Origin of the sequence: Aquimonas sp. (assembly GCF_044377145.1) — a bacterium.
Classification (GTDB): Bacteria; Pseudomonadota; Gammaproteobacteria; order Xanthomonadales; family Xanthomonadaceae; genus Aquimonas.
Window position 1 is genome coordinate 1 of record NZ_JBILJQ010000021.1, and the last position, 20458, is coordinate 20458.

13 protein-coding genes and 2 pseudogenes are annotated in these 20458 nt (G+C 66.7%); 6 read left to right on the plus strand and 9 right to left on the minus strand.

Features of this window, described 5'->3' with window-relative positions:
- The coding region (locus ACIQ7H_RS08580) for a glutaredoxin domain-containing protein (RefSeq protein ID WP_395790397.1) at positions 1 to 367 on the plus strand (367 nt) is incomplete at its 5' end.
- A 354-nt stretch (positions 368 to 721) separates the two neighbouring features.
- On the opposite strand, the gene ACIQ7H_RS08585 is transcribed toward ACIQ7H_RS08580, so the two are convergent.
- From ACIQ7H_RS08585 to ACIQ7H_RS08605, 5 genes are all read right to left on the minus strand, one after another.
- Entirely contained in the window at positions 722 to 1066 is a 345-nt protein-coding gene (locus ACIQ7H_RS08585; protein WP_395790399.1) for a DP-EP family protein, read from the minus strand.
- Entirely contained in the window at positions 1063 to 3618 is a 2556-nt protein-coding gene (locus tag ACIQ7H_RS08590) for a protein kinase (protein WP_395790401.1), read from the minus strand. The genes ACIQ7H_RS08585 and ACIQ7H_RS08590 overlap by 4 nt, the downstream gene beginning before the upstream one ends.
- Positions 3619 to 3708: 90 nt before the next feature.
- A complete protein-coding gene (locus ACIQ7H_RS08595; RefSeq protein ID WP_395790403.1) occupies positions 3709 to 6765 on the minus strand; it encodes a hypothetical protein in 3057 nt (1018 codons plus the stop codon).
- A 106-nt stretch (positions 6766 to 6871) separates the two neighbouring features.
- Positions 6872 to 8428: an SDR family NAD(P)-dependent oxidoreductase gene (locus ACIQ7H_RS08600; protein WP_395790405.1), complete on the minus strand. Its 1557-nt coding sequence runs from the start codon at positions 8426 to 8428 to the stop codon at positions 6872 to 6874.
- Between the two features lie 321 nt (positions 8429 to 8749).
- Positions 8750 to 9481 (minus strand): AAA family ATPase, encoded by a 732-nt coding sequence (locus ACIQ7H_RS08605; RefSeq protein ID WP_395790407.1) that lies wholly within the window; start codon positions 9479 to 9481, stop codon positions 8750 to 8752.
- Between the two features lie 298 nt (positions 9482 to 9779).
- Between ACIQ7H_RS08605 and ACIQ7H_RS08610 the strand changes: the two genes are divergently transcribed.
- Positions 9780 to 10448, plus strand: coding sequence for a hypothetical protein (locus ACIQ7H_RS08610; RefSeq protein WP_395790409.1), 669 nt, complete (start codon positions 9780 to 9782; stop codon positions 10446 to 10448).
- Between the two features lie 425 nt (positions 10449 to 10873).
- Positions 10874 to 11278 carry a heavy metal-responsive transcriptional regulator gene (locus ACIQ7H_RS08615; protein WP_395790411.1) on the plus strand — a complete coding sequence of 135 codons (405 nt, stop codon included), beginning with the start codon at positions 10874 to 10876 and terminating at the stop codon, positions 11276 to 11278.
- On the opposite strand, the gene ACIQ7H_RS08620 is transcribed toward ACIQ7H_RS08615, so the two are convergent.
- A complete protein-coding gene (locus tag ACIQ7H_RS08620) occupies positions 11256 to 11456 on the minus strand; it encodes a hypothetical protein (protein ID WP_395790413.1) in 201 nt (66 codons plus the stop codon). The genes ACIQ7H_RS08615 and ACIQ7H_RS08620 overlap by 23 nt on opposite strands.
- On the opposite strand from ACIQ7H_RS08620, the gene ACIQ7H_RS08625 reads away from it, so the two are divergent.
- A complete protein-coding gene (locus ACIQ7H_RS08625) occupies positions 11440 to 13734 on the plus strand; it encodes a heavy metal translocating P-type ATPase (protein WP_395790415.1) in 2295 nt (764 codons plus the stop codon). The two genes, ACIQ7H_RS08620 and ACIQ7H_RS08625, sit on opposite strands and share 17 nt — an antisense overlap.
- Positions 13735 to 13752: 18 nt before the next feature.
- Here ACIQ7H_RS08625 and metH read toward each other — a convergent pair whose 3' ends face one another.
- From metH to ACIQ7H_RS08640, 3 genes and pseudogenes are all read right to left on the minus strand, one after another.
- Positions 13753 to 16455, minus strand: coding sequence for a methionine synthase (gene metH / locus ACIQ7H_RS08630; protein ID WP_395790417.1), 2703 nt, complete (start codon positions 16453 to 16455; stop codon positions 13753 to 13755).
- Entirely contained in the window at positions 16452 to 17582 is a 1131-nt protein-coding gene (locus ACIQ7H_RS08635; RefSeq protein WP_395790419.1) for a homocysteine S-methyltransferase family protein, read from the minus strand. Before ACIQ7H_RS08635 ends, metH begins: the two co-directional genes overlap by 4 nt.
- Before the next feature lie 136 nt (positions 17583 to 17718).
- Positions 17719 to 18639 (minus strand): annotated as a pseudogene (locus ACIQ7H_RS08640) (metalloregulator ArsR/SmtB family transcription factor); the annotation flags it as partial.
- Between the two features lie 304 nt (positions 18640 to 18943).
- Here ACIQ7H_RS08640 and ACIQ7H_RS08645 point away from each other — a divergent pair.
- Together ACIQ7H_RS08645 and ACIQ7H_RS08650 are read left to right on the plus strand one after the other, a co-directional pair.
- Positions 18944 to 20107 carry an acyl-CoA dehydrogenase family protein gene (locus ACIQ7H_RS08645; RefSeq protein ID WP_395790421.1) on the plus strand — a complete coding sequence of 388 codons (1164 nt, stop codon included), beginning with the start codon at positions 18944 to 18946 and terminating at the stop codon, positions 20105 to 20107.
- 191 nt (positions 20108 to 20298) lie between these two features.
- Positions 20299 to 20385 (plus strand): annotated as a pseudogene (locus tag ACIQ7H_RS08650) (acyl-CoA dehydrogenase family protein); the annotation flags it as partial.
- Between the last annotated feature and the right edge of the window lie 73 nt (positions 20386 to 20458).

The following is a 20458-nucleotide window of genomic DNA, read 5'->3' on the forward strand; positions in this document are numbered from 1 at the left end:
GTCGCGCCCCATTCTTGACGAGCAGCAGCTTCACCCCGCCATCCGCCTCAAGATCTCCAGCCAGCACGCGGATCTCATCAGTGAGGTGCAGAAGGCGGCCGCGACCCATCCGCTGCTGGTGGTTGGCATGGCCGGCAACCCCTTTGTCGGCCGGGCGCGCAAGGCGCTGACCGAGTCCGGGCTCGCCTACGAGTACATCGGCATCGGCAGCTATTTCTCGCAGTGGCGCCCGAGGTTGGCGCTGAAGATGTGGACGGGCTGGCCGACCTTTCCGATGGTGTTTGTACGCGGCCAGCTGATTGGTGGCGCTGAGGACTTGCGCCGGTTGATCGCCGCTGGCGAACTGAAATCGCTACTGGCTGAGTAACGAGAGGGCAAGGCGCAAGCCGGCGACAGGCAACGCGCTGCATTCTCCGCAGTTGCTGCTGGACGCGATTGCAAACTCGTCGCGCGAGCATGGCCGGCGTCGGTCTTCGGCTCACTTTCACGTGCGCACTGCCGAGCAGGTGCTGAGCGGCCGTTGGAACGGCATGCAGTTGCGTCGTCATTGCCAGCGCCACCCGCAGCGAGCTGAAGTCGCAGGGGTGGGCTGCCTGCCCCGATCCGGCGCAGGGCCGCTAGGTTTGAACGCAGCCGGCGGAGGAGGCCGATGTCGCACTGGCGATGACTCAGGCTGTGGAGGTGCCGACCAGTCAGATCATCGATCTCGCCGCAGTCGGGATCAGTTCTTGCCTTCGTTTCGCACCTGGGGATCGGTGCTGGTGAAGGTGTTCCCAGCCAGGTCGGCGAACAGGATCTGGAAGCAGAAGATCGATTCGATCGGATCCGCATTGATGTCGGTCAGGATCAGCTGCGCTCCGCTGGCCGGAATCGCCCAGGTCAATTCGTCGTCGGTGTCGAACGGGTTGCGCTGCAGGCTGATGCCGGTGAAGCGGAACGCGTCCGAACTCAGGGTGTAGGTGATCGTCCGTTGCTGCTTGAAGGGCACCGGTATCGGGTCGGCACTGAAGACGATCGCGTAGTTCGGAAAGGTGCCGGTTATGGTGACGGTGATCGACTGGTTCATCGTGTCTCCTCGGTGGTGGTGGGGGCAGCAGTTTGCATCGCCAGGATTCGAGCGCCGACCGCCAGCAGCTCGGGGTCGGTCGGGGTGTGCAGCGCGAGCACATCACGGCGCCTGAGCAGATAGCGCAGCGTGTTCTGGTGTGATGCCGGCGCCGCCTGCAGCAGGGTCTGCATCTGCTCGATGCGCCCGGCAAGCTGCTCGCGCTGGCGAACGGCGGATGCGGTCACCAGTTCGGCGGTGCTGTCGAGCAGGGGGAAGTCAGCCTGGAACTTCGGGATCGCCGACAGGTTGCTGTCGAGCGCAGCGCCTACGCAGGCGGGAAGCCCATCGCGGGCATGCTGCAGCTCGGCCAGGCATTGGCGAGTCTCAAGGGTCAGTTGTTCCTCGGGCGAAAGCGTGCCCAGCGCTTCCGCGCTCAAGGCAGCCAGGCCCTGTTGGAGGGCAGCCACGCCAGCGCGGTCGCCCGGCGCGTGCAGGCGTGCGAGCGAGAACGCCGTGCGCGCCAGCACCAGTCGCCGGCGCGTCTGGGTCGGATCCGTGTTGACATCTTCGACGGCCAGCGCGAGTGCGGGCTCGAGTACGGACCGGGCCTCCGCAGTGCGCCCAAGGTCGATCGCCAGCCACGCAAGCAGCAGCCGCAGGTCGATCTCGCTGCGGCGTTGGCCTGCATCCTGCGTGGTTGTCCTGCCGTAGCTCAGGATCAGCTCCAGCGCCTGCTGCAAGCTGCCGTAGGCCGCCGCGGGATTGCCCAGGGCGTCCTGCGCCTCGGCCAGCCATGAGTACGTGTCCGCCAGTTCCAGACTGTCGGGATCATCTGCGGCGATGCCCTGGCCCAGCCGGATCGCCACGGCCTCAGAGAAATAGCGCAGGGCGTCGGCCGGCCGGCCGGCGCGCATCGCCAAGGTGCCGAGATTGTTCACGGCATAGGCAATTTCCTGTTGGCCGCGCGCGTGGTCATCGGTCGCCACGTCGAACGCTCGCGCATCGTGCAGATACTGCTGCCAGTGGCGATCCGCGAGTTCGTCCTCGCGCTGTCGGAACGCGATCAGGCCGCGCCAGAACGCGACCTGGCCGGACTCGAACAGCGTCTCTGTCGGGGCATCGACCACGTCGTCGGTGGTCCAGGGCGTCAGCAGCGCGGCGGCACGCTCAAGTGTCAGCTTGGCGGCATCGAACTGCTGCCGTGTCACCTGGACTTCGCCCAAGGTGCGCAGCGCGCGTGCGCGGGCGAGCGCGCTGGCGCCGTCGCTGCGGGTTGCGGATTCACCCAGATACTCGATCGCCTCATTGCTGATGCTGTCGAGCAGGTCTAGACGACCGATTGGCCGCAGTTTGTCGGCGAAGTCGCCGAGCATGAACTGGATCAGGCGTTCGGCATCGTTGCGCCGGCTCTCGGCCAGCTGCAGGGCCTGTTCGGCCTGGCTGCGGCCGGCGCGCGCCTCGGTCAGTCCGTACAGCGCGAGCGCGGTGCCGACCAGCAGGGCCAGGGTGATCAGCGCCGCGGCGCCGCTGGCGAGTGCGTTGCGGCGGATGAAGCAGCGCAGCGTGTACCCGCGGCTATCGCCCATCGCCCGCACCGGTTTGCGGTGCAGCCAATGGTTGAGGTCGTCCGCCATCGCGGACGCCGAGTCATAGCGATGCTCGCGGTCTGCGGCCATGGCCTTGACCGCGATCGCGCGCAGTTCGGCCGGCAGCGTGTGCAGCTTGTTCAGTCCAGGCCGTTCGACGCCATCGAGGGGATCGATCACCTGGCCGAGGCTTTGCGCCAGCTGCTGGCGCAGCAGGACGCTCTCGGGGCTGGTGTTGACGAGGCCCATCCCGGCAGCGGCGTAGAGGCACTCGGCCAGCATTACGCCCATCGCATAGATGTCGCTGCGTGCGTCGATGCCGCCCGGCCCAGGCTGGCGTTGCTCCGGTGACATGTAGGCGGGGGTGCCGGCGATCTGGTCGGGCAGCATCGGCGTGGCCGTGCCATGGGCGGCGCCGAGGGCGATGCCGAAGTCGATGATCTTCGGCATCGCCACGCCGTCGACGTTCTGGACCAGCACGTTCTGCGGCTTCAGATCGCGATGGATCAATCCGCGCTGATGGGCGTGCTGAATGCCGGCGCACAGCTCGATCATCAGCCGCGCCAGTGCCTCGGTACTGAGTGGGTGTTGCCGCAGGTACTCGTTCAGCGGCAGGCCGGGCACGTACTCCATCGCGAAGAACAGCGCGCCATCAGGCAGCCGCCCGGCGTCGTGGATCTGCGCGATGGCGCGGTGCGAGAGCTGCGCCAGGGCCTGACGCTCAACCTCGAAATGGGCTTCGGCACGCGTGCTGCGTCGCCCCTGCAGCATCACCTTGATGGCGACCTCGCGCCGCAGCGGATGCAGCTGGGTCGCCAGCCAGACCAAGCCCATGCCGCCGTTGCCCAGCCGTCGCACCAGTCGAAACGGTCCGACTCGCTGGCCTTCCACCCAGTCGACGCTGCTGCCTGGCGGTGCTTCCCAACCCGCAGCGAGCGTGTCGGGTCGCGGCAGGGCCTGGGTAGCGGTGTCCGAGCTCGACATGGAGTGGCATCAGGGTAAGGCGAGCGCAACTATACGAGGCTTGTCGGCGAGTTCGCCAACACTCGTTCGTGTCGCCGCGCCGATGCGGTGCTACGGCCTTGCGACGGTGCTCGCCACTTTCAGTTTCCAGCCGGCGATGCGCGAATCCGGCCCGGCATCCAGATGGCTGGTCAGGTAGTACAGGCGGCGGATCTGATCCTGCTGCGCTGGCCCCACATTGGCGTCGTTGAAGCGCTGCTGCAGGTAGAACGGCGGGATGCTCTGGCTGTACAGCGTGGCGCTGGCCTGCTCGATGCGTTGGGCCTGTTCGGGCGGCAGGCGGAAGCGGTAGACGATTTCGTCGCTGCCGGTCAGGGCAGGGTCGGTGTAGTGCGGGTCTTCGGCTTCGGCGCCGTCCAGCACGCTGAGCATCTGGATGAAGGGCGAGGGGTTGTCGCGGAACACCTTGGGGTCGAAACCACGTGGGCGCAGCCGGTTGTCTTTTACCGGATGCACCCGGCGCATGAAGGCGGTGCTCATCTGGCCGGCGGAATCCTTGATCTGCTCCTGGTAGATCTGCACCTGGCTACCGTCGCTGATGACCTGGAAGTGCGGCTGGAACTCGGTCTGATTGACGCCTTGCTCGGTCGCCAGCGGCGTATCGCTGATGCCGTCGAGAATCACCCCCAGCGCATTGCTGCGCCCGGACGCCCACAGCAGTGCGCCGGAGTTATCGGTGACCGCGAACTCGATGAACAATCGGCGGAAACCCACGCCCGAAGGCAGGTAGTGGCCGGTCTTGTTGGTGACCTTGAGCGTGGCCTCGACCTCGCCAGTGGCGGCATCGACGCGCAGCGCGCTGATGGCGATGTCGGCGGTCTGCTGCTGCGCCATGCGCTGGATCGATTCGGCCGCGGTGATCAGCGCCGGCTGGGTCGTCGTCGCGCCCATGTAGTCGATCTGGCGCACGCCCAGCAGCAACGGGAACTGCTGGAACATCTCGTTCAAGAACAGGTTGAGGCCGTGCAGCGAGTGGCGCGCGTAGTGGTCGCGCGGGGTCAGGGTGATCTCGCTGTCGGGCAGCCGATTCGTGGTCGGCGCGAAGGCGCTGGATTCGATATTGGCGATGCGGGTGCCGGCGAGGTCGGTCGATTTGAAGTGGGTCGGCATGTGGCAGTCCTGACAGGACTGGAAGCTGTCGCCGCGGGCGAAGTCGCTGTTGGTCCACTCCAGATGCGTGGTCTGCTCGTAGGTCGCGGTCACCACGCTGCCATCGGGCGCAGTGAACTTGTGCGGTGTGCCGTCGTTGTCGAACACCGGCAGCAGGATGTTGTGGCAGCTGCCGCAGAGGTCGGAACTCTTGATCTGCTGGCCGAACTGCGGGGTGATGCCGAGGGTGTGCTGCATCGGCTTGGTGGCGACTTCCTGGTAGGGGCCGTAGAGCACATCGGCGGGGCCGGGCACCCAGTTGCCGGTGAAGCTGGCCTCGCTGCCGAGCGCGGTGTTGTCGACGTGGTGGCAGACCGCACAGGAGATGCCATCGCGGGCGAGATTGCCGTACTTCGCATAGGGCTGGTCGCTCTGATATTGGCCCACCATGTCGAGCCGGAACGGTTCGCCGAACGCGATCCCCGCCGGCGGCTCGATCGCGAACAGATTCTTGCAGCGGGCATCGCTACTTGCGGTATCGATGCCCAGCTGGCGCTGGCCCATCACGCCGTGGCAGTGCAGGCAGGTGGTCTCGATGCACTCGGCGTACATCGGCAGGTGGTTGGTTTCGCTCTGCAGCTGGGCGAAGAACACCGGGTCGCGCCCGGCCAGGCCCATCGGCGAGGCCCGCCATTCGGCATAGGGCGACACATTGACGGCAGCGCCGGTCTCGGGGTCCTTGATCAGCATGTGCGGCACGCTGCTGTTCGACACGGTGGCGTCATGGCAGCCGATGCATTGGTCGGAGGTGACGAACTGGCCCGGCCCCTGCGCGCTGGACAGGCTGTGGTCGAAGGTTTCGGCCGGCAGCCGATAGGCGAACGCATCGCCGAAGCTGGTCGGCCCGAGTGTGCCGAAGAACTCCGCGAAGCCGGCCGCGGGCTGGGCAAGCGCCTGGCTGAACTGCCAGGCCGGCGCGGATTTCGCCGCGCCCAGCGTCGCGCGTTCGCTCGCCGCCGTACTGGGAATGTGGTGGGCTGCGCCCGCCGGCCCCTGCACCTGCACTGGCGCGTGTTTGGCGGTGCTCGCTGGCGCGCTGAAGTGACGGTACTGCAGGCCGGGGCTGAGCACGTTGTCCAGCGATGAATAGGTCGAATGCGAAACCGCCGAGGCGTGGCAGTTCATGCAGTAGGCGCCGAACGAACTGTAGGGCGTGACCACGCTGGCCCACTGACCGTTGGCGCCGAACAGATCGCCGGTGGGATACCAGTTCGGATTGCGCTGCGGGTGGCTCGAGTCCTTGCCGAAAAACTCCGGATCGGTGACCGCGCTGGCGGTCAGGATGGGCGGGTTGCCATCCCCGCTGGCGGTCGGGTTGGCCCAGTACCAGCCGTCAAAACTGGCGCCGCCGGCGCGCACCATCACCGTCCACGAACTCGGTTCGATTTTCTCGGGCGAGGTGGTAATCACCATGCACTCGGCGCTCTGATCGATGCCCAGCACGGCCGCATCGATAGCGTGCATTTCCTTGATGATCATGGCGCCGTCGGGCAGGGCCACGTCGGGACGGCCGGCGCATAGCCAATCAATCACTTCCGGCGAGTACCAGACCCGCACGGCAGGGTGCACGCCATAGCTGGCGCCGCTGGCGATGTCGCCGACGATCGGGCCGGTCAGGCGCCACTGCTGATCCGGGATCCAGCCCAGCGCGCGGTAGTCGTAACCGCGCAGGAAGCGGCGCAGGACGATGTCATAGTGATTCTTGGCGTTGAGGTCGGTCACCGAGGCCGGAAGCGCGCCGAGATCCGCGGGCTTGCCGCGATCCGGATTCGCCTTGCACCAGGCCTCCACCGCGGCAGGTTCTGGCTCCGGCGGCGAATCGCTGCAGACCCATTGCGAAGGCTGGTCGGCGGGGAAGGGCGGCAGTGTGGCGGCCGAGTCAGCCGCCGTGCCCGGTGTTGTTACGCCCAGCAGCAGTGCCGCAAGCAGGGCGCGTGTGCAGCGCATCGCATTCAACATGACACTCCCCCCAGTGCAGTGTTGGCCGGGAGAGTCTACGCCAGTATGTTCAGCCGGCAAGCAGTCGTGTGCAGGTCGCAGCGACGCTGTCTGCGCGCTGCCCGGCTCACCAATCGGTCGGCCGATAGTCCTTCAGGAACTGCCCCCACACGTGCTCGCCGGTGTTCAGGCCGGAGATGATCGGGTCGACGATTCGCGCTGCGCCATCGACGATGTCCAGCGGCGGGTGGAAGCGCTGGTCGATGGTCTTGCGCGCGGCGATCTCGACCGGATCCTCATCTGTCACCCAGCCGGTGTCGACACTGTTCATGTGGATACCATCGTTGTGATAGTCCAGCGCCGAGGTGCGCGTCATCATGTTGAGCGCCGCCTTGGCCATATTGGTATGCGGGTGACGCGTGGTCTTGAAGTTGCGGTAGAACTGGCCCTCCACCGCCGACACGTTGACGATGTGTTTGTCGCGCTCGGGCGTGCGCAGCATCAGCGGCTTCAGCCGCGCATTGATAAGGAAAGGCGCGATCGCATTCACCAGCTGCACTTCCAGCAGTTCGACCGAAGGCACCTCGGCCATCTGCAGGCGCCAGGAATTGCGTCCGCGCAGATCGATCTGCTGCAGGTCCTGATCGAGCTTGCCGTCGGGGAACAGATGGCCCTGTGCCATCAGTTCCTCTGGCAGCAGGCGCACCTGCGAAAGCTCAGCCGCCGAGGGCAGTGCCTGCGCCGCATCGACCAGGCTGGCCGCAGCGGCGCCCGGCAGGCCTTGATAGCCGCGCACGCCTTCGTAGCCGCCCAGCAGCCGGCGGATGTGCTCGGGCGTCTGCTGCAACGCGCGGGTTTCGCCCTCCATCATGTGGGCGTAGAACTCCGGCGGACGGCGCACCGTCTGGCAGGCGTTGTTGATGATGAAATCGAGCCGCGAATGGCTGGCGAGCAGTTGGCTGCAGAAAGCCTCCACGCTGGGCGTGTGGCGCAGATCGAGGCCGAAGATCTCCAACCGATGGCCCCACTGCTCGAAGTCCGGCTCGGCCGCATAGCGGGCGGCGGAGTCGCGCGGAAAGCGTGTGGTCACGATCAGATGTGCGCCGGCGCGCAGCAGTTTGATGCCGGCCTGGTAACCGATCTTGACCCGCCCGCCGGTGAGCAGGGCGACGCGTCCCGTCAGGTCGGTCAACTCGCTGCGCTTGGCGAAGTTGAACTCGGCGCAGGCCGGGCAGAGTTGATCGTAGAAGTGGTGGATCAGCGAGTACTTCTGCTTGCACACATAGCAGTGCTGCGGCTCGATCGACTCGCGGCGCTCGGGCTCGTCGCCCTGCTCGTCGGCAGCCACAAAGCCCTCGGGCGGAAAGTAGTTCGGCGTGGTGAACACCGGCCGCCGCCGCAGCTCGCGAATGCCGGTCTGATGCAGCACCGCCTCGTCGTTCTTGATGGTCGCCTTGATCTTGGCCTTGGCGGCCATTTTGCGATGCTGGCGACGCGCCATCGGATCGGGGATGTAGATCTCGCCGATGTACTGATGCAGGCGAGCGCGGTCCTCCACAGTCAGCTGCTCGACCAGGGACGCGTTCGCCGCGATCTGCTGCAGCACCTCGATGGCGGAGCGCACGTGCTGTTCAAACTCCGCATCGACGCTGTCGGCGGTCAAAGGGGTAGGGGTGTCAGTCATCTGCTGCGCGCAACCTGTTCAGAACGTGGAGCCGGGCCGCGGGGCGCGCCTCGGCGGGAAAGACCAAGCCGCGCAGAGTACCTGTTCTTGGCGCGCTGATCCTGCATAGCGGCTTGCAGTGTTCAACAGTCGGAGGCCTCAGTTGAGGTTGTCCTGACCGCGGGCGCACTGGCTTTCCGCGTTCTTTGCAAGGACAGTTGCCGGCGTTTTGGCGGGTGCTGCTAAGGGCTCGGGCGTCGCGATTCCCACTGCGCCAATCCGATGTCGGCGGACTGGATCGACCAGCTGCGCCGCCCGTCGACAGTGCGTGCGCGTTTGCACTCAGGGCCGAAACGCGGCCTGCGTTGTGGCGACCTCGGCCGTGGCCTTGCTGGCCGCCGTGTTCGCGCTCGCAACGAAATCGGCGGGCCGTAGCGCCAGCCACTCCAGTAGCGGCAGCCAATCCTCACGACAGGGCGCGAGCGCAGCGCCGGGGTAGTCGAACAGGCCGCGGCCCAGCGCGCTGGCGAGCACGTAGGTCTGGCTGTCGCGCAGGCTGGTGATCAGCGGAAAAGGCGTGCCTTCGGCAAAGCCTGGCAGGTCGCGGGAGGCCAGCGTTCGGGCGCGGACGCGGTTGGCGATCAGGCCGACGCGAACGGCGTGGGAACGTACGGCGGCGGCGTGCGCGAGGTCGCTCAGAAAGGTCGCGCTCGCGCGCAGATCGATCGCCGAGGCCTGCAGCGGCACCAGCACCGTATCGACCCGGCGCAGAAACTCGGCGATCTGGTTCGGGCGCAGGCCGGCGGGGGTATCGACCAGCAGGCAGTCGGTATCGGTCGGTACCTTCAGCGCCCAGCCGCTGATCAGCGCCTGACCCGCTTCGGCGCTGCGCAGGCAGCGAATGGGCGGGGCGGCGTGTCCGCGCGCCTGGCCCCAGTCGAGGCTTGAGCCCTGCGGGTCGGCATCGAGCAGGCACACCCGCATGCCCCGATGTGCCAGCGCCACCGCGAGATTGGTGGCGATGGTGGTTTTGCCGCAGCCGCCCTTCGAGCTGGCGATCAGGATGCGTTGCATGGCGGGTGCCGGAGCCGGTTCAGTCGCCAATCTAGCGCATTCGTTGTGGGTCGCTGCGTGGGCTGCCGTGCGGACATGACATCACCGTGTGCGGACGCAAAGCGAGTCACTGCAGCTGCAGGATGACGGCCAGCGCCGGCTCGCGCGATGCAGCGGCGAGGGTGAGGCCTTGTCGACGGCGATTGAAGCCGGGTCGGACCACTTGGGGCCTCGCACTGCGGTCGTTTGCATCTGACCTGGCTGCGCCAGTCGGGACGCGCGTGAAGGCTTCGCGGAACGCTTCGCTACTATGGCTCGCATGGAACTGACTGATCCGCTCTGGCTGTTGCTGATCGCCGCTGCTGTGCCCGCGCTGATGGGGTTCGCGCTGGCGTGGTCGTGTCGGGGCCGACGCACTGCGGTGGCGAAATGGATCCGTGGTCTGCTTGCGCTGGTGCTGCTGCTGGTCGCTGCGGTGACGGCCCTGTTTGGTGTGTCGCTGTTGGGCTATGCGCGCCTTCTGCAGGATACCGAAGTGGCCACCTTGAGCGTGGCGCAGATCGAGGCTCAGCACTTCCGCGTGGAGCTGTTGGCGCCGCCGCGCGCACCGACCCGATTTGAACTGCGTGGCGACGAATGGCAGCTGGATGCGCGGGTGCTGCGCTGGAAGCTGCCGGCCGCCTTGGCCGGTGCGCCGCCGCTGTATCGGCTGGAGCGATTGTCCGGCCGCTATCGCGATGCTGCGCAGGAGCGCGAGGCCACGCGCAGTATTCACCCGCTGGCCGAACACGCCTTTCCTGACCTGTGGACGCTGCGGGGGCAGTTTCCGCAGTGGCTGGAGTTCGTCGACGCCGACTTCGGCAGCGCGGCCTACTTGCCCTTGATCGATGGCGCGCGCTATCGGGTCAGCCTCAGCCCGCGCGGTGGCCTCATTGCCCAACCCGCGGATGCGGAGACCCAGCGTCTGCTGGACGAAGGCGGCTGGTAAAGCCATGGGGCCGATGATGATCGGGCCGCCGCGAACCGCGCTGGACTTGCCGCGCTCGGATTGATCCAACGGATACGCTGGCTGACCCGGCGATCAACCTGTTCACGGCGCTGCGCGTGCACCTCAGTCGCGTCGCGTTGGCGCGCACATCGTCACCCGCTCTTCGGCAAGGGTTTCGGATCGCTATCGGCTCGATCCTTGCGTAGCAGTGATCTCGAAACTGCGTGATCACTGCCCAGGGCTGCACCGGCGGGATTGCAAATGCAGCGAGTAGGCCGCTGCTGGCGGAACCGGGGGCGTCTTTTCCAGCTGCCGCGGAACGTTGCTGAGCGGTTCGGTGGCGGGACCTGAATGAGGTCCGCAGAGGGTGTTGACTCCGGACCCGGGTCCAGAGCGCAGACTGGCCGCTCTCGCGGAGATCGCGCATGTCCAGTCTGAGCATCGGCCAACTCGCCAAACAGGCCGGAGTCGCCATCGACACGGTGCGCTACTACGAGCGCAACGCCTTGCTGGCGCCGGCCGGGCGCTTGGCGTCTGGCTACCGCCGCTATTGCGCGATCGAGCTGAAACGATTGCGCTTCATCCGCCGGGCGAAAGCCCTGGGCTTTTCGCTGGACGATGTCCGCGGCTTGCTCACCCTCAGCGACGAGCGCGATGTGGCCGAGGTCAAGCGCGCGGCCGAACGCAAACTCGGCGACATCGAACAGCGTATCGCCGAACTCGAACGCATTCGCGCCGGGCTCAATTCACTCATCACGGCTTGTCCGGGTCACGGGCGCGCCGAGGCCTGCCCGATCCTCAATGCCCTCACGCAGGAGGAACCCACATGAACGCCTCGCCACTGAATCCAAAGCCCGCATGCTGTGCGACGCCCACGCCCACGCCCACGCCCACGGCGGCCGTGCCCATGCCCGCCCTCGCCAGCGCTGCAGCTGCCAGCACCGCGCCATCCAGTAGCCACTCGTGCAGGCACTCGGCGCATTCCGATGCGATGCCGTCGGTGGCCACCGACGGTTCCGTCGTGGATCCCGTGTGCGGCATGCGTGTGGCGACGAATTCGCCGCATCAGGTCCAGCACGAAGGACAGGCCTATCACTTCTGCTCCGCCGGCTGCCGCAGCAAGTTCGTCGCCGATCCGGTTCGATACCTGAAGCCGGTCGCCCACGAAGACACGGCGCCTGTGCCCGTCGGCGCGCAGTTCACCTGTCCGATGCACCCGGAAATCGTGCGCGATGCGCCCGGCACCTGCCCGATTTGCGGCATGGCGCTGGAACCGATGATGCCCAGCCTCGACGACGGCGAAAACCCGGAGCTGATCGACTTCCGCCGACGCCTGTGGTGGACCCTGCCGCTGTCGGTCTCGGTGCTGCTGCTCGCCATGTTCGGCCACCACTTTCCGGCGCTGCCGACGAACGCACGCACCTGGGTCGAACTGCTGCTGTCGACCCCGGTGGTGCTGTGGGCGGGCTGGCCGTTCTTCCAGCGCTGGGCGCAGTCGATCGCCAACCGCAGCCCGAACATGTGGACCCTGATCGGCACCGGCGTGGGCGCGGCCTTTGGCTACAGTCTGGTCGCGACGCTGGCGCCGGATCTGTTTCCCGCTTCGTTCCGAGAACACGGCCGCGTCGGTGTGTACTACGAGGCCGCCGCGATCATTGTCTCGCTGACCCTTCTGGGCCAGGTGCTTGAACTCAAAGCACGATCGAACACCTCGGCGGCGATCCGGGCCCTGCTCGGGCTCGCGCCCAAGACCGCGCGACGACTGCGCGATGACGGCAGCGAAGAAGACATCGCGCTGACCCATGTGCATGTCGGCGACCGCCTGCGGGTGCGCCCGGGCGAAAAGGTGCCGGTTGATGGCGAGGTGATCGAGGGTCGTTCACCGGTGGACGAATCGATGCTCACCGGCGAGCCGATGCCGGTCGACAAGGCGCCGGGCGACAAGCTCATCGGCGCCACTCTCAATGGCACCGGCAGCCTGGTGATGCGCGCCGATCGCATCGGCGCGGACACGGTGCTCGCCCAGATCGTGCAGATGGTCGCGCTGGCCCAGCGTTCGCGTGCGCCAATGCAGCGCCTGGCCGACCGGGCCAGCTACTGGTTTGTGCTGGTGGTGCTCGCCATTGCCACCACGACCTTTCTGGTCTGGGGATTGTTCGGGCCTGACCCGGCCTGGACCTATGCCGTGGTCAACGCCGTCGCCGTCCTGATCATCGCCTGCCCGTGCGCGCTGGGGCTGGCGACACCGATGTCGATCATGGTGGCGACCGGGCGCGCCGCGCAGGCCGGCGTGCTGTTTCGCGACGCCGAAGCGATCGAGCGCCTGCGCAGCATCGACACCCTGATCGTCGACAAGACCGGCACGCTGACCGAAGGCAAGCCGGCCTTTCGCGAGACGGTGCGCGTCGGCGACTGGAGCGAAGCCGAAGTGTTGCGTCTGGCCGCAAGCCTCGACCAGGGCAGCGAGCATCCACTGGCCGAATCGATCGTCGCCGAAGCGCGCCGCCGCGGCCTGCAGCTGGAGGCGGCCGAAGACTTCGAGTCTGTGACCGGGATCGGCGTGCAGGGACAGCTTGGCGGCCGTGCGCTGCTGCTCGGAAACACGGCCTTGATGCAGGAGCGCGGCGTGGCCACTGAGCTCGCCCACGCCGAGGCTGAGCGCTTGCGCAGCGACGGCGCCACCGCGATGTTCTTCGCCGTTGACGGCCAGCTCGCCGGCCTGATTGCGGTTGCCGATCCGATCAAGAAGAGCACCCCGGAGGCCATCGCCGCGCTGCGCGCAGCGGGCCTGCGCGTGGTGATGGCGAGCGGCGACGGCCAGACCACGGCCGATGCCGTGGCGCGTGCGCTGGGCATCGACGAAGTGCATGGCGAAGTGCGGCCGCAGGACAAGGCGGAACTGGTCGCCAGGTTCAAGGCGGAGGGCCGCAGCGTCGCGATGGCCGGCGACGGCATCAACGACGCCCCCGCACTGGCCGCCGCCGATGTCGGCATCGCCATGGGCACCGGCACCGACGTGGCGATGTCGAGCGCGCAGATCACCCTGGTCAAGGGCGATCTGCTGGGCATCCTGCGCGCGCGGCAGATTTCGGAGGCCACCGTCCGCAACATGCATCAGAACCTGTGGTTCGCGTTCACCTACAACGCCCTCGGTGTGCCGCTTGCCGCGGGCGTGCTGTACCCGGTGTTCGGCCTGCTGCTCAGCCCGATGATCGCTGCGCTGGCGATGAGCCTGTCGTCGGTCTCGGTGGTGGCGAACGCGCTGCGGCTACGCAGCGCGCGATGAGCCTACGCGTCGCAAGCCTCACTCCGGATCGTAGTCCAGCACCGGTGCCAGCCAGCGCTCGGCTTCATGAATCGGCAGGCCGCGGCGATGGGCGTAGTCGGCGACCTGTTCCTTGCCGATCCGGCCGACCACGAAGTACTGGCTTTGCGGGTGGCTGAAGTACATGCCGCAGACCGAGGCCGCTGGCGTCATCGCCAGGCTTTCGGTCAGCGCCATGCCGCAGCGCACGGGCGCATCGAGCAGGCGGAACAGGCTGCGCTTGGTGGTGTGGTCGGGGCAGGCGGGATAGCCGGGCGCCGGGCGGATGCCGCGGTACTGCTCGCGCACCAGGGCTTCGTTGTCGAGCTGCTCATCCGGTGCATACGCCCACAGCTCCTTGCGGACCCGCTCGTGCAGATACTCGGCCATTGCCTCGGCGAAGCGGTCGGCCAGTGACTTCAGCAGAATCGCGCTGTAGTCGTCATTGGCCAACTCGAAAGCGCGTGCGCGCTCTTCGCAGCCGAGGCCTGCGGTGACCGCGAATGCGCCGAACCAGTCTTCGCGGCCGCTGTCGTGCGGGGCGATGAAATCGCTCAGGCAGAAGTCCGGACGCTCCGCTGGCTTGTCGACCTGCTGGCGTAAACCGTGGATCACCGCCAGTTCGCCGCCGTGTTCGTTGAACACCTCGATGTCATCGCCGACGCTGTGCGCGCGCCACAGGCCGACCACGCCGTTGGCGGTGATCCAGCGCTCGTCGATGATCTGTTTCAGCATCGTCTGCGCGTCGGCGAACAGCTCGCTGGCCTGGCTGCCGACCACCTCGTCAGTAAGGATCGCCGGGTAACGTCCCGCCAGTTCCCAGGCGTTGAAGAACGGCGTCCAATCGATGTAGGGCAACAGTGCCTGCAGCGAGACATCCTTGAACTCGGTGATGCCCGGCCGTGGTGGCGTCGGCGGCACGTAGTCGGCCCAACCGCCCTGGAAGCGCTGGCCGCGCGCGTGCTCCAGGCTGACCAGGCGCTTGCCATTGCCCTTCTGCGCGTGGCGGGCGCGGATGTCGGCGTAGTCGGCCTCGTTGGCGGCGACAAAGTTCGCCCGCAGCTCGGCGCTGATCAGGCTCTGCGCCACGCCGACCGCGCGCGAGGCGTCCTTCACCCACACGGTGGGCGACTTGTAGTGCGTGGCGATCTTCAGTGCGGTATGCGCGCGCGAAGTGGTGGCACCGCCGATCATCAGCGGCATCACAAAGCCCTGCCGCTGCATCTCCTTGGCGACGTGGGTCATCTCCTCCAGTGAGGGCGTGATCAGGCCGGACAAGCCGATCAGGTCCGCGCCGACTTCGCGTGCGCGGTCGAGGATGATCTGGGTCGGCACCATCACGCCGAGATCGATCACCTCGAAGTTGTTGCAGGCCAGCACCACGCCGACGATGTTCTTGCCGATGTCGTGCACATCGCCCTTCACCGTCGCCATCACGATGCGGCCATTGGTGCGGCCGACTTCGCCGCTGCGCAGCTTTTCTTCTTCGATGTAGGGCAGCAAATAGGCGACCGCCTTCTTCATCACCCGCGCCGACTTCACCACCTGCGGCAGGAACATGCGTCCGGCGCCGAACAGATCGCCGACCACGTTCATGCCCGACATCAGCGGGCCTTCAATGACCTCCAGCGGCTTGGCGAAGCCGACGCGCGCGGCTTCGGTATCGGTCTCGATGAACTCGTCGATGCCATGTACCAGCGCGTGCCGCAGGCGCTCGGCGACCGGCTGCTCGCGCCAGGCCAGCTTGGCGCTGTTGTCCTGCGATGCGGCTTCGCCCTTGCCCTTCTTGTAACGCGGGGCGATCTCAAGCAGGCGCTCGGTGGCGTCGTCGCGACGGTTCAGCACCACGTCCTCGACGCGCTCGCGCAGGTCGGTATCGAGGTCGTCATAGATCGGCATGCCGCCGGCGTTGACGATGCCCATGTCCATGCCAGCGCGGATGGCGTGGAACAGGAACACCGAGTGGATCGCCTCGCGCACCACGTTGTTGCCGCGGAAGGCGAAGCTGACGTTCGATACACCGCCGCTGACATGGCAGTGGGGGAGGGTGTTCTTGATGATGCGAGTGGCCTCGATGAAGTCCACCGCGTAGTTGTTGTGCTCGTCGATGCCGGTGGCGATCGCGAAGAGGTTGGGATCGAAGATGATGTCTTCCGGCGGGAAGTCGAGCTCCTCGCGCAGCAGTCTGTACGCGCGGGTGCAGATCTCCACCTTGCGCGCGCAGGTGTCGGCCTGGCCCTTCTCATCGAAGGCCATGATCACCGCGGCGGCGCCGTAGCGCTGCACCAGCCGCGCCTGGGCCAGAAACGCGGCCTCGCCTTCTTTCATCGAGATCGAGTTGACCACGCCCTTGCCCTGCAGGCAGCGCAGGCCAGCCTCGATCACGCTCCATTTCGAGCTGTCGACCATCACCGGAATGCGCGCGATATCGGGCTCGGCGGCGATCAGGTTGAGGAAGGTCACCATCGCCTTCTCGGCGTCGAGCATGCCCTCGTCCATGTTGACGTCGAGGATCTGCGCGCCGCTGTCGACCTGCTGGCGGGCGACATCCACAGCCTCATCGAAGCGCTGCTCCAGAATCAGTTTGCGGAACTGCGCCGAGCCGGTGACATTGGTGCGCTCACCGACGTTGACGAAGTTGGTGTCGGGAGTGATCAGCAGCGGTTCGAGGCCGGACAGGCGCGTGTAGCGTGGTGCGGTCATGCGGCCTGCTCCTGCAGCTGCGGCAGCGTGCGCGGCGCGAGCTGGTTGACGGCTTTGGCGATCGCCTGGATGTGCTCCGGCGTGGTGCCGCAGCAGCCGCCGACTATGTTCAGCAGGCCGGCGGCAGCAAACTCGCTCAGGGTGCTGGCCATTTCCTCCGGCGTTTCGTCGTAGCCGCCAAACGCGTTCGGCAGGCCGGCGTTGGGATGACAGCTGACGTGGGTCGGCGCCACCTGCGCGAGGATATCGATGTACGCGCGCAGGTCCTTGGCGCCCAGCGCGCAGTTCAGGCCGACCGCATGCGGCCGCGCATGTGCGAGTGAGTACCAGAAGGCCTCGGCGGTCTGGCCCGACAGGGTGCGGCCGCTGCGGTCGGTGATGGTGCCGGAGATCATCAGCGGCAGGCGTGCGCCGCGCTCGGCGAACACGTCGTCCACGGCGAATGCCGCCGCCTTGGCGTTCAAGGTGTCGAACACGGTCTCGATCATGATGATGTCGGCGCCGCCGTCGATCAGGCCGTGCGTGGCCTCGCGATAGGCGACCGCAAGCTCCTCGAAGCTGGTCGCGCGGAAGCCCGGATTGTTCACGTCCGGGCTGATGCTGGCGGTGCGGCTGGTGGGGCCGAGAATGCCGACCACGAAGCGCGGCTTGTCGGGCGTGGAAGCCTCGATCGCATCGCACTCGCGTCGGGCCAGCCGGGCGCCTTCGAGATTCAGTTCGCGCGCCAGGTGTTCGAGCTTGTAGTCGGCCTGCGACAGCGTGGTGCTGTTGAAGGTATTGGTCTCGATCAGATCGGCGCCGGCCTCAAGGTAGGCGCGGTGGATCTCGGCGATGATCTGCGGCTGGGTCAGGGTCAGCAGGTCGTTATTGCCCTTCAGATCGCAGCCGCAGGTCGGGCCATGGCTGTGCTGTTCATGGCCTGTCTCATGACCACAGGGCGGCTGCGACTGCAGCGCGTCCAGGCCGGCTGCAAAGCGCTCGCCGCGGTATTGCTCCTCGCTGAGCGAATGGCGCTGGATCATGGTGCCCATCGCACCGTCGATGATCAGGATGCGGCGCGCGAGCGCGGCGTCGAGCTGGGCGACGCGGTCCGGATGCAGCCAGGGCAGTGGTTGATAGTTGGGCATTGGGTCGTTCCTTGGCAGTGCCCGGAGAGGGCGGGCTTGCGAGCTTCTAGGAGGTGACGCTGGGCGCAGCGTCGAAGGTTCGGATCCGGCCACGGGCTGTCGATTTCGGCTCAGCGCCAGCCAGCGGGCGTCATGACTTGTGCGCGATCAAGGCGATCACCTCGAAATGCGGTGGTCGCCGCTCGCGGGTCACGGTGCTGGCTGCCTGCACCGATAGCCCGGCCTTCTCGGCGTAGCGCTTGAGCTCCTTGTCGCTGAAGCCGAGATTGATGTGTCCATACGGCGCCACTGCGGCCTGGTGTTCATGCTTGGCCAGGCTGGTCAGCAGCAGGCGCCCACCCGGGCGCAGCACGCGCGCGGCCTCCTGTACAGCCTTTCCCGGCTTGGTCGAGTAGGTCAGTGCATGCATCAGCACCACCAGATCGAAGCTTGAATCGGGGTAGGCAATGGCGTGCATATCGCCTTCGACGACTTCGACATTGGCATGCCGCGACAGCCGCTCGGTGGCCGCACTGACCACCCGCGCGCTGGAGTCCAGACAGACGTAGCGCTGCGCATGCGGCGCCACCAGTTCGGCCAGCACGCCGTCGCCGGAGGCGATGTCCAGCACTTCACCGGGGCGCATCAAAGGCAGGGCGGAGCGCGCCAGCGCCTCCCAGGTGCGGCCGGGCGAGTAGTGGCGCTCCATGTCGCCGGCAACGCTGTCGGCCCAGTTTTCCTCGGACGCGCGCAGGGCCAGTACTTCGGGAAAGCGTTCGACATCCTGCCGCAGCAGCGGATCGTCGGCGCCGTTGCGGAGGGTTTCCCACAGCGCGCGTTCGGCCGGCGGTATCGCCTCGTTGAAGCGGTAGTAGGCCGACACGCCCGCGCGGCGGTCGAGCACCAGGTCGGCTTCTTTCAGCTTGGCCAGATGGGTGGAAACGCGCGGCTGCGCCAGCATCGTGATCGAGGCCAGCTCGGCGACGGTCAGTTCTTCGCGCTCCAGCAGCGCCAGCAGGCGCACGCGGGTCGCATCGGCCAGCACGCGCAGACAGGCTGACCAGGCATTCAGATCCATGGGTATCGCTTCATCGGGATTCAAAGATAAAGCAGGGTAGGTAGGGCGGCGGCAAGCGTCAAGCCGCGCTGGCCTGCAGACAGGCTTTGACGACAGCGGGCAGGGCAGCTGCTCAGCTGGGCGCGGCCAGCGCTGTGGCAGCGAGCGCGACCGGTCTGCGTTCGCGCCACGGCATGGCGTCTGGTCGCGAGGGCGTTCGGCACAGATGTCAATGCGGTCTTGATCCGGCCGCTGCCTGAACCGGGTTAAACTTGAGCGGTTTTCAAGCGCCCGTTTGAAATTTTGCCCACGCTCAGGAGCCCCCATGGACTTCAACTTCACCGAAGAACAGCTGATGATCCGCGACGTTGCGCGTCGCATCGCCAGTGAGCGCATTGCGCCCACCGCCGCCGAGTTCGACCGCACCGGCGAGTTCCCGCTGGAGAACATCCGCGTGTTGGGCGAGAACGGCCTGATGGGCATCGAGGTGCCGCAGGAGTACGGCGGCTCGGGCCTCGATTCGATCGGCTACACCCTGGCGATGTTCGAGATCGCCTATGCCGACTGCGCGCACTCGACCATCGTGTCGGTCAACAACACCCTGTACTGCAACGGCCTGCTGAAGAACGGCACCGAGGCGCAGAAGCACAAGTACGTCACCCCGATCGCCAGCGGCGAGGCTATCGGCGCCTACGCGCTGACCGAGCCGCATTCGGGTTCGGACGCCTCGGCGATGCGCTGCCGGGCGACGCTCTCAGCCGACGGCACCCACTACGTCGTCAACGGCAAGAAGAGCTGGATCACATCCGGCCCGGTCGCCAAGTACATCATGCTGTTCGCGATGACCGACCCGGACAAGGGCGCCAAGGGCATCAGCGCGTTCATGGTCGACGCCGACCGCGAGGGTTTTCACCGCGGCAAGACCGAGCCCAAGCTCGGCATCCGCGCCTCGGCCACCTGCGAGATCGAGTTCAGCGACTACAAGATCCCGGTCGAAGACCGCATCGGCGAGGAAGGCAACGGTTTCAAGATCGCGATGGGCGTGCTTGACGCCGGCCGTATCGGCATCGCCGCGCAGGCGGTCGGTCTGGCCCGCGCGGCGTATGACGCAGCGGTCAGCTATGTGCAGGAACGCAAGAGCTTCGGCCAGCCGATCGGCAGCTTCCAGATGATCCAGGCCAAGATCGCCGACATGAAGTGCCGCCTCGATGCAGCCGAGCTGCTGACGCTGAAAGCCGCATTCGCCAAGCAGCAGTCGCTGAAGACCGGCGCGCGCTTCTCCACCGAAGCCTCGGTCGCCAAGCTGTTCGCCTCGGAAGCGGCGATGTACATCACCCACCAGGCCCTGCAGATCCACGGCGGTATGGGCTACTCGAAAGAGATGCCGCTGGAGCGCTACTTCCGCGACGCCAAGATCACCGAGATCTACGAAGGCACCAGCGAGATCCAGCGCCTGGTCATTGCCCGAAACGAGACCGGCCTGCGCTGAGGCATGCGCGCTCCAGCAGCACCGCCGAGGCGGTGCTCGCTGGAGCGCTCACGGCGACGCCAAGATCAACGAGATCTACTAAGGCACCAGCGAGATCCAGCGTCTGGTCATCGCGCGGAACGAGACCGGCCTGCGTTGAGGCATGCGCGCTCCAGCAGCACCGCCGAGGCGGTGCTCGCTGGAGCGCTCACCGCGACGCCAAGATCAGCGAGATCTACGAAGGCACCAGCGAGATCCAGCGCCTGGTCATCGCCCGCAACGAGACCGGCCTTCGCTGAGGTTCAACTGCCTGCAGAGAACTTCGAACGCGCCGGAGAGACCCGGCGCGTTCGTGTTTTCGGGGACTGCAGC

Coding starts and splice junctions, on each gene's coding strand:
- ACIQ7H_RS08610 (WP_395790409.1), top strand. CDS start 9,780: ATGGAACTGACTGATCCGCTCTGGCTGTTGCTGATCGCCGCTGCTGTG.
- ACIQ7H_RS08590 (WP_395790401.1), bottom strand. CDS start 3,618: ATGTCGAGCTCGGACACCGCTACCCAGGCCCTGCCGCGACCCGACACG.
- ACIQ7H_RS08625 (WP_395790415.1), top strand. CDS start 11,440: ATGCCGTCGGTGGCCACCGACGGTTCCGTCGTGGATCCCGTGTGCGGC.
- ACIQ7H_RS08615 (WP_395790411.1), top strand. CDS start 10,874: ATGTCCAGTCTGAGCATCGGCCAACTCGCCAAACAGGCCGGAGTCGCC.
- ACIQ7H_RS08635 (WP_395790419.1), bottom strand. CDS start 17,582: ATGCCCAACTATCAACCACTGCCCTGGCTGCATCCGGACCGCGTCGCC.
- metH (WP_395790417.1), bottom strand. CDS start 16,455: ATGACCGCACCACGCTACACGCGCCTGTCCGGCCTCGAACCGCTGCTG.
- ACIQ7H_RS08645 (WP_395790421.1), top strand. CDS start 18,944: ATGGACTTCAACTTCACCGAAGAACAGCTGATGATCCGCGACGTTGCG.
- ACIQ7H_RS08605 (WP_395790407.1), bottom strand. CDS start 9,481: ATGCAACGCATCCTGATCGCCAGCTCGAAGGGCGGCTGCGGCAAAACC.
- ACIQ7H_RS08585 (WP_395790399.1), bottom strand. CDS start 1,066: ATGAACCAGTCGATCACCGTCACCATAACCGGCACCTTTCCGAACTAC.
- ACIQ7H_RS08595 (WP_395790403.1), bottom strand. CDS start 6,765: ATGTTGAATGCGATGCGCTGCACACGCGCCCTGCTTGCGGCACTGCTG.
- ACIQ7H_RS08600 (WP_395790405.1), bottom strand. CDS start 8,428: ATGACTGACACCCCTACCCCTTTGACCGCCGACAGCGTCGATGCGGAG.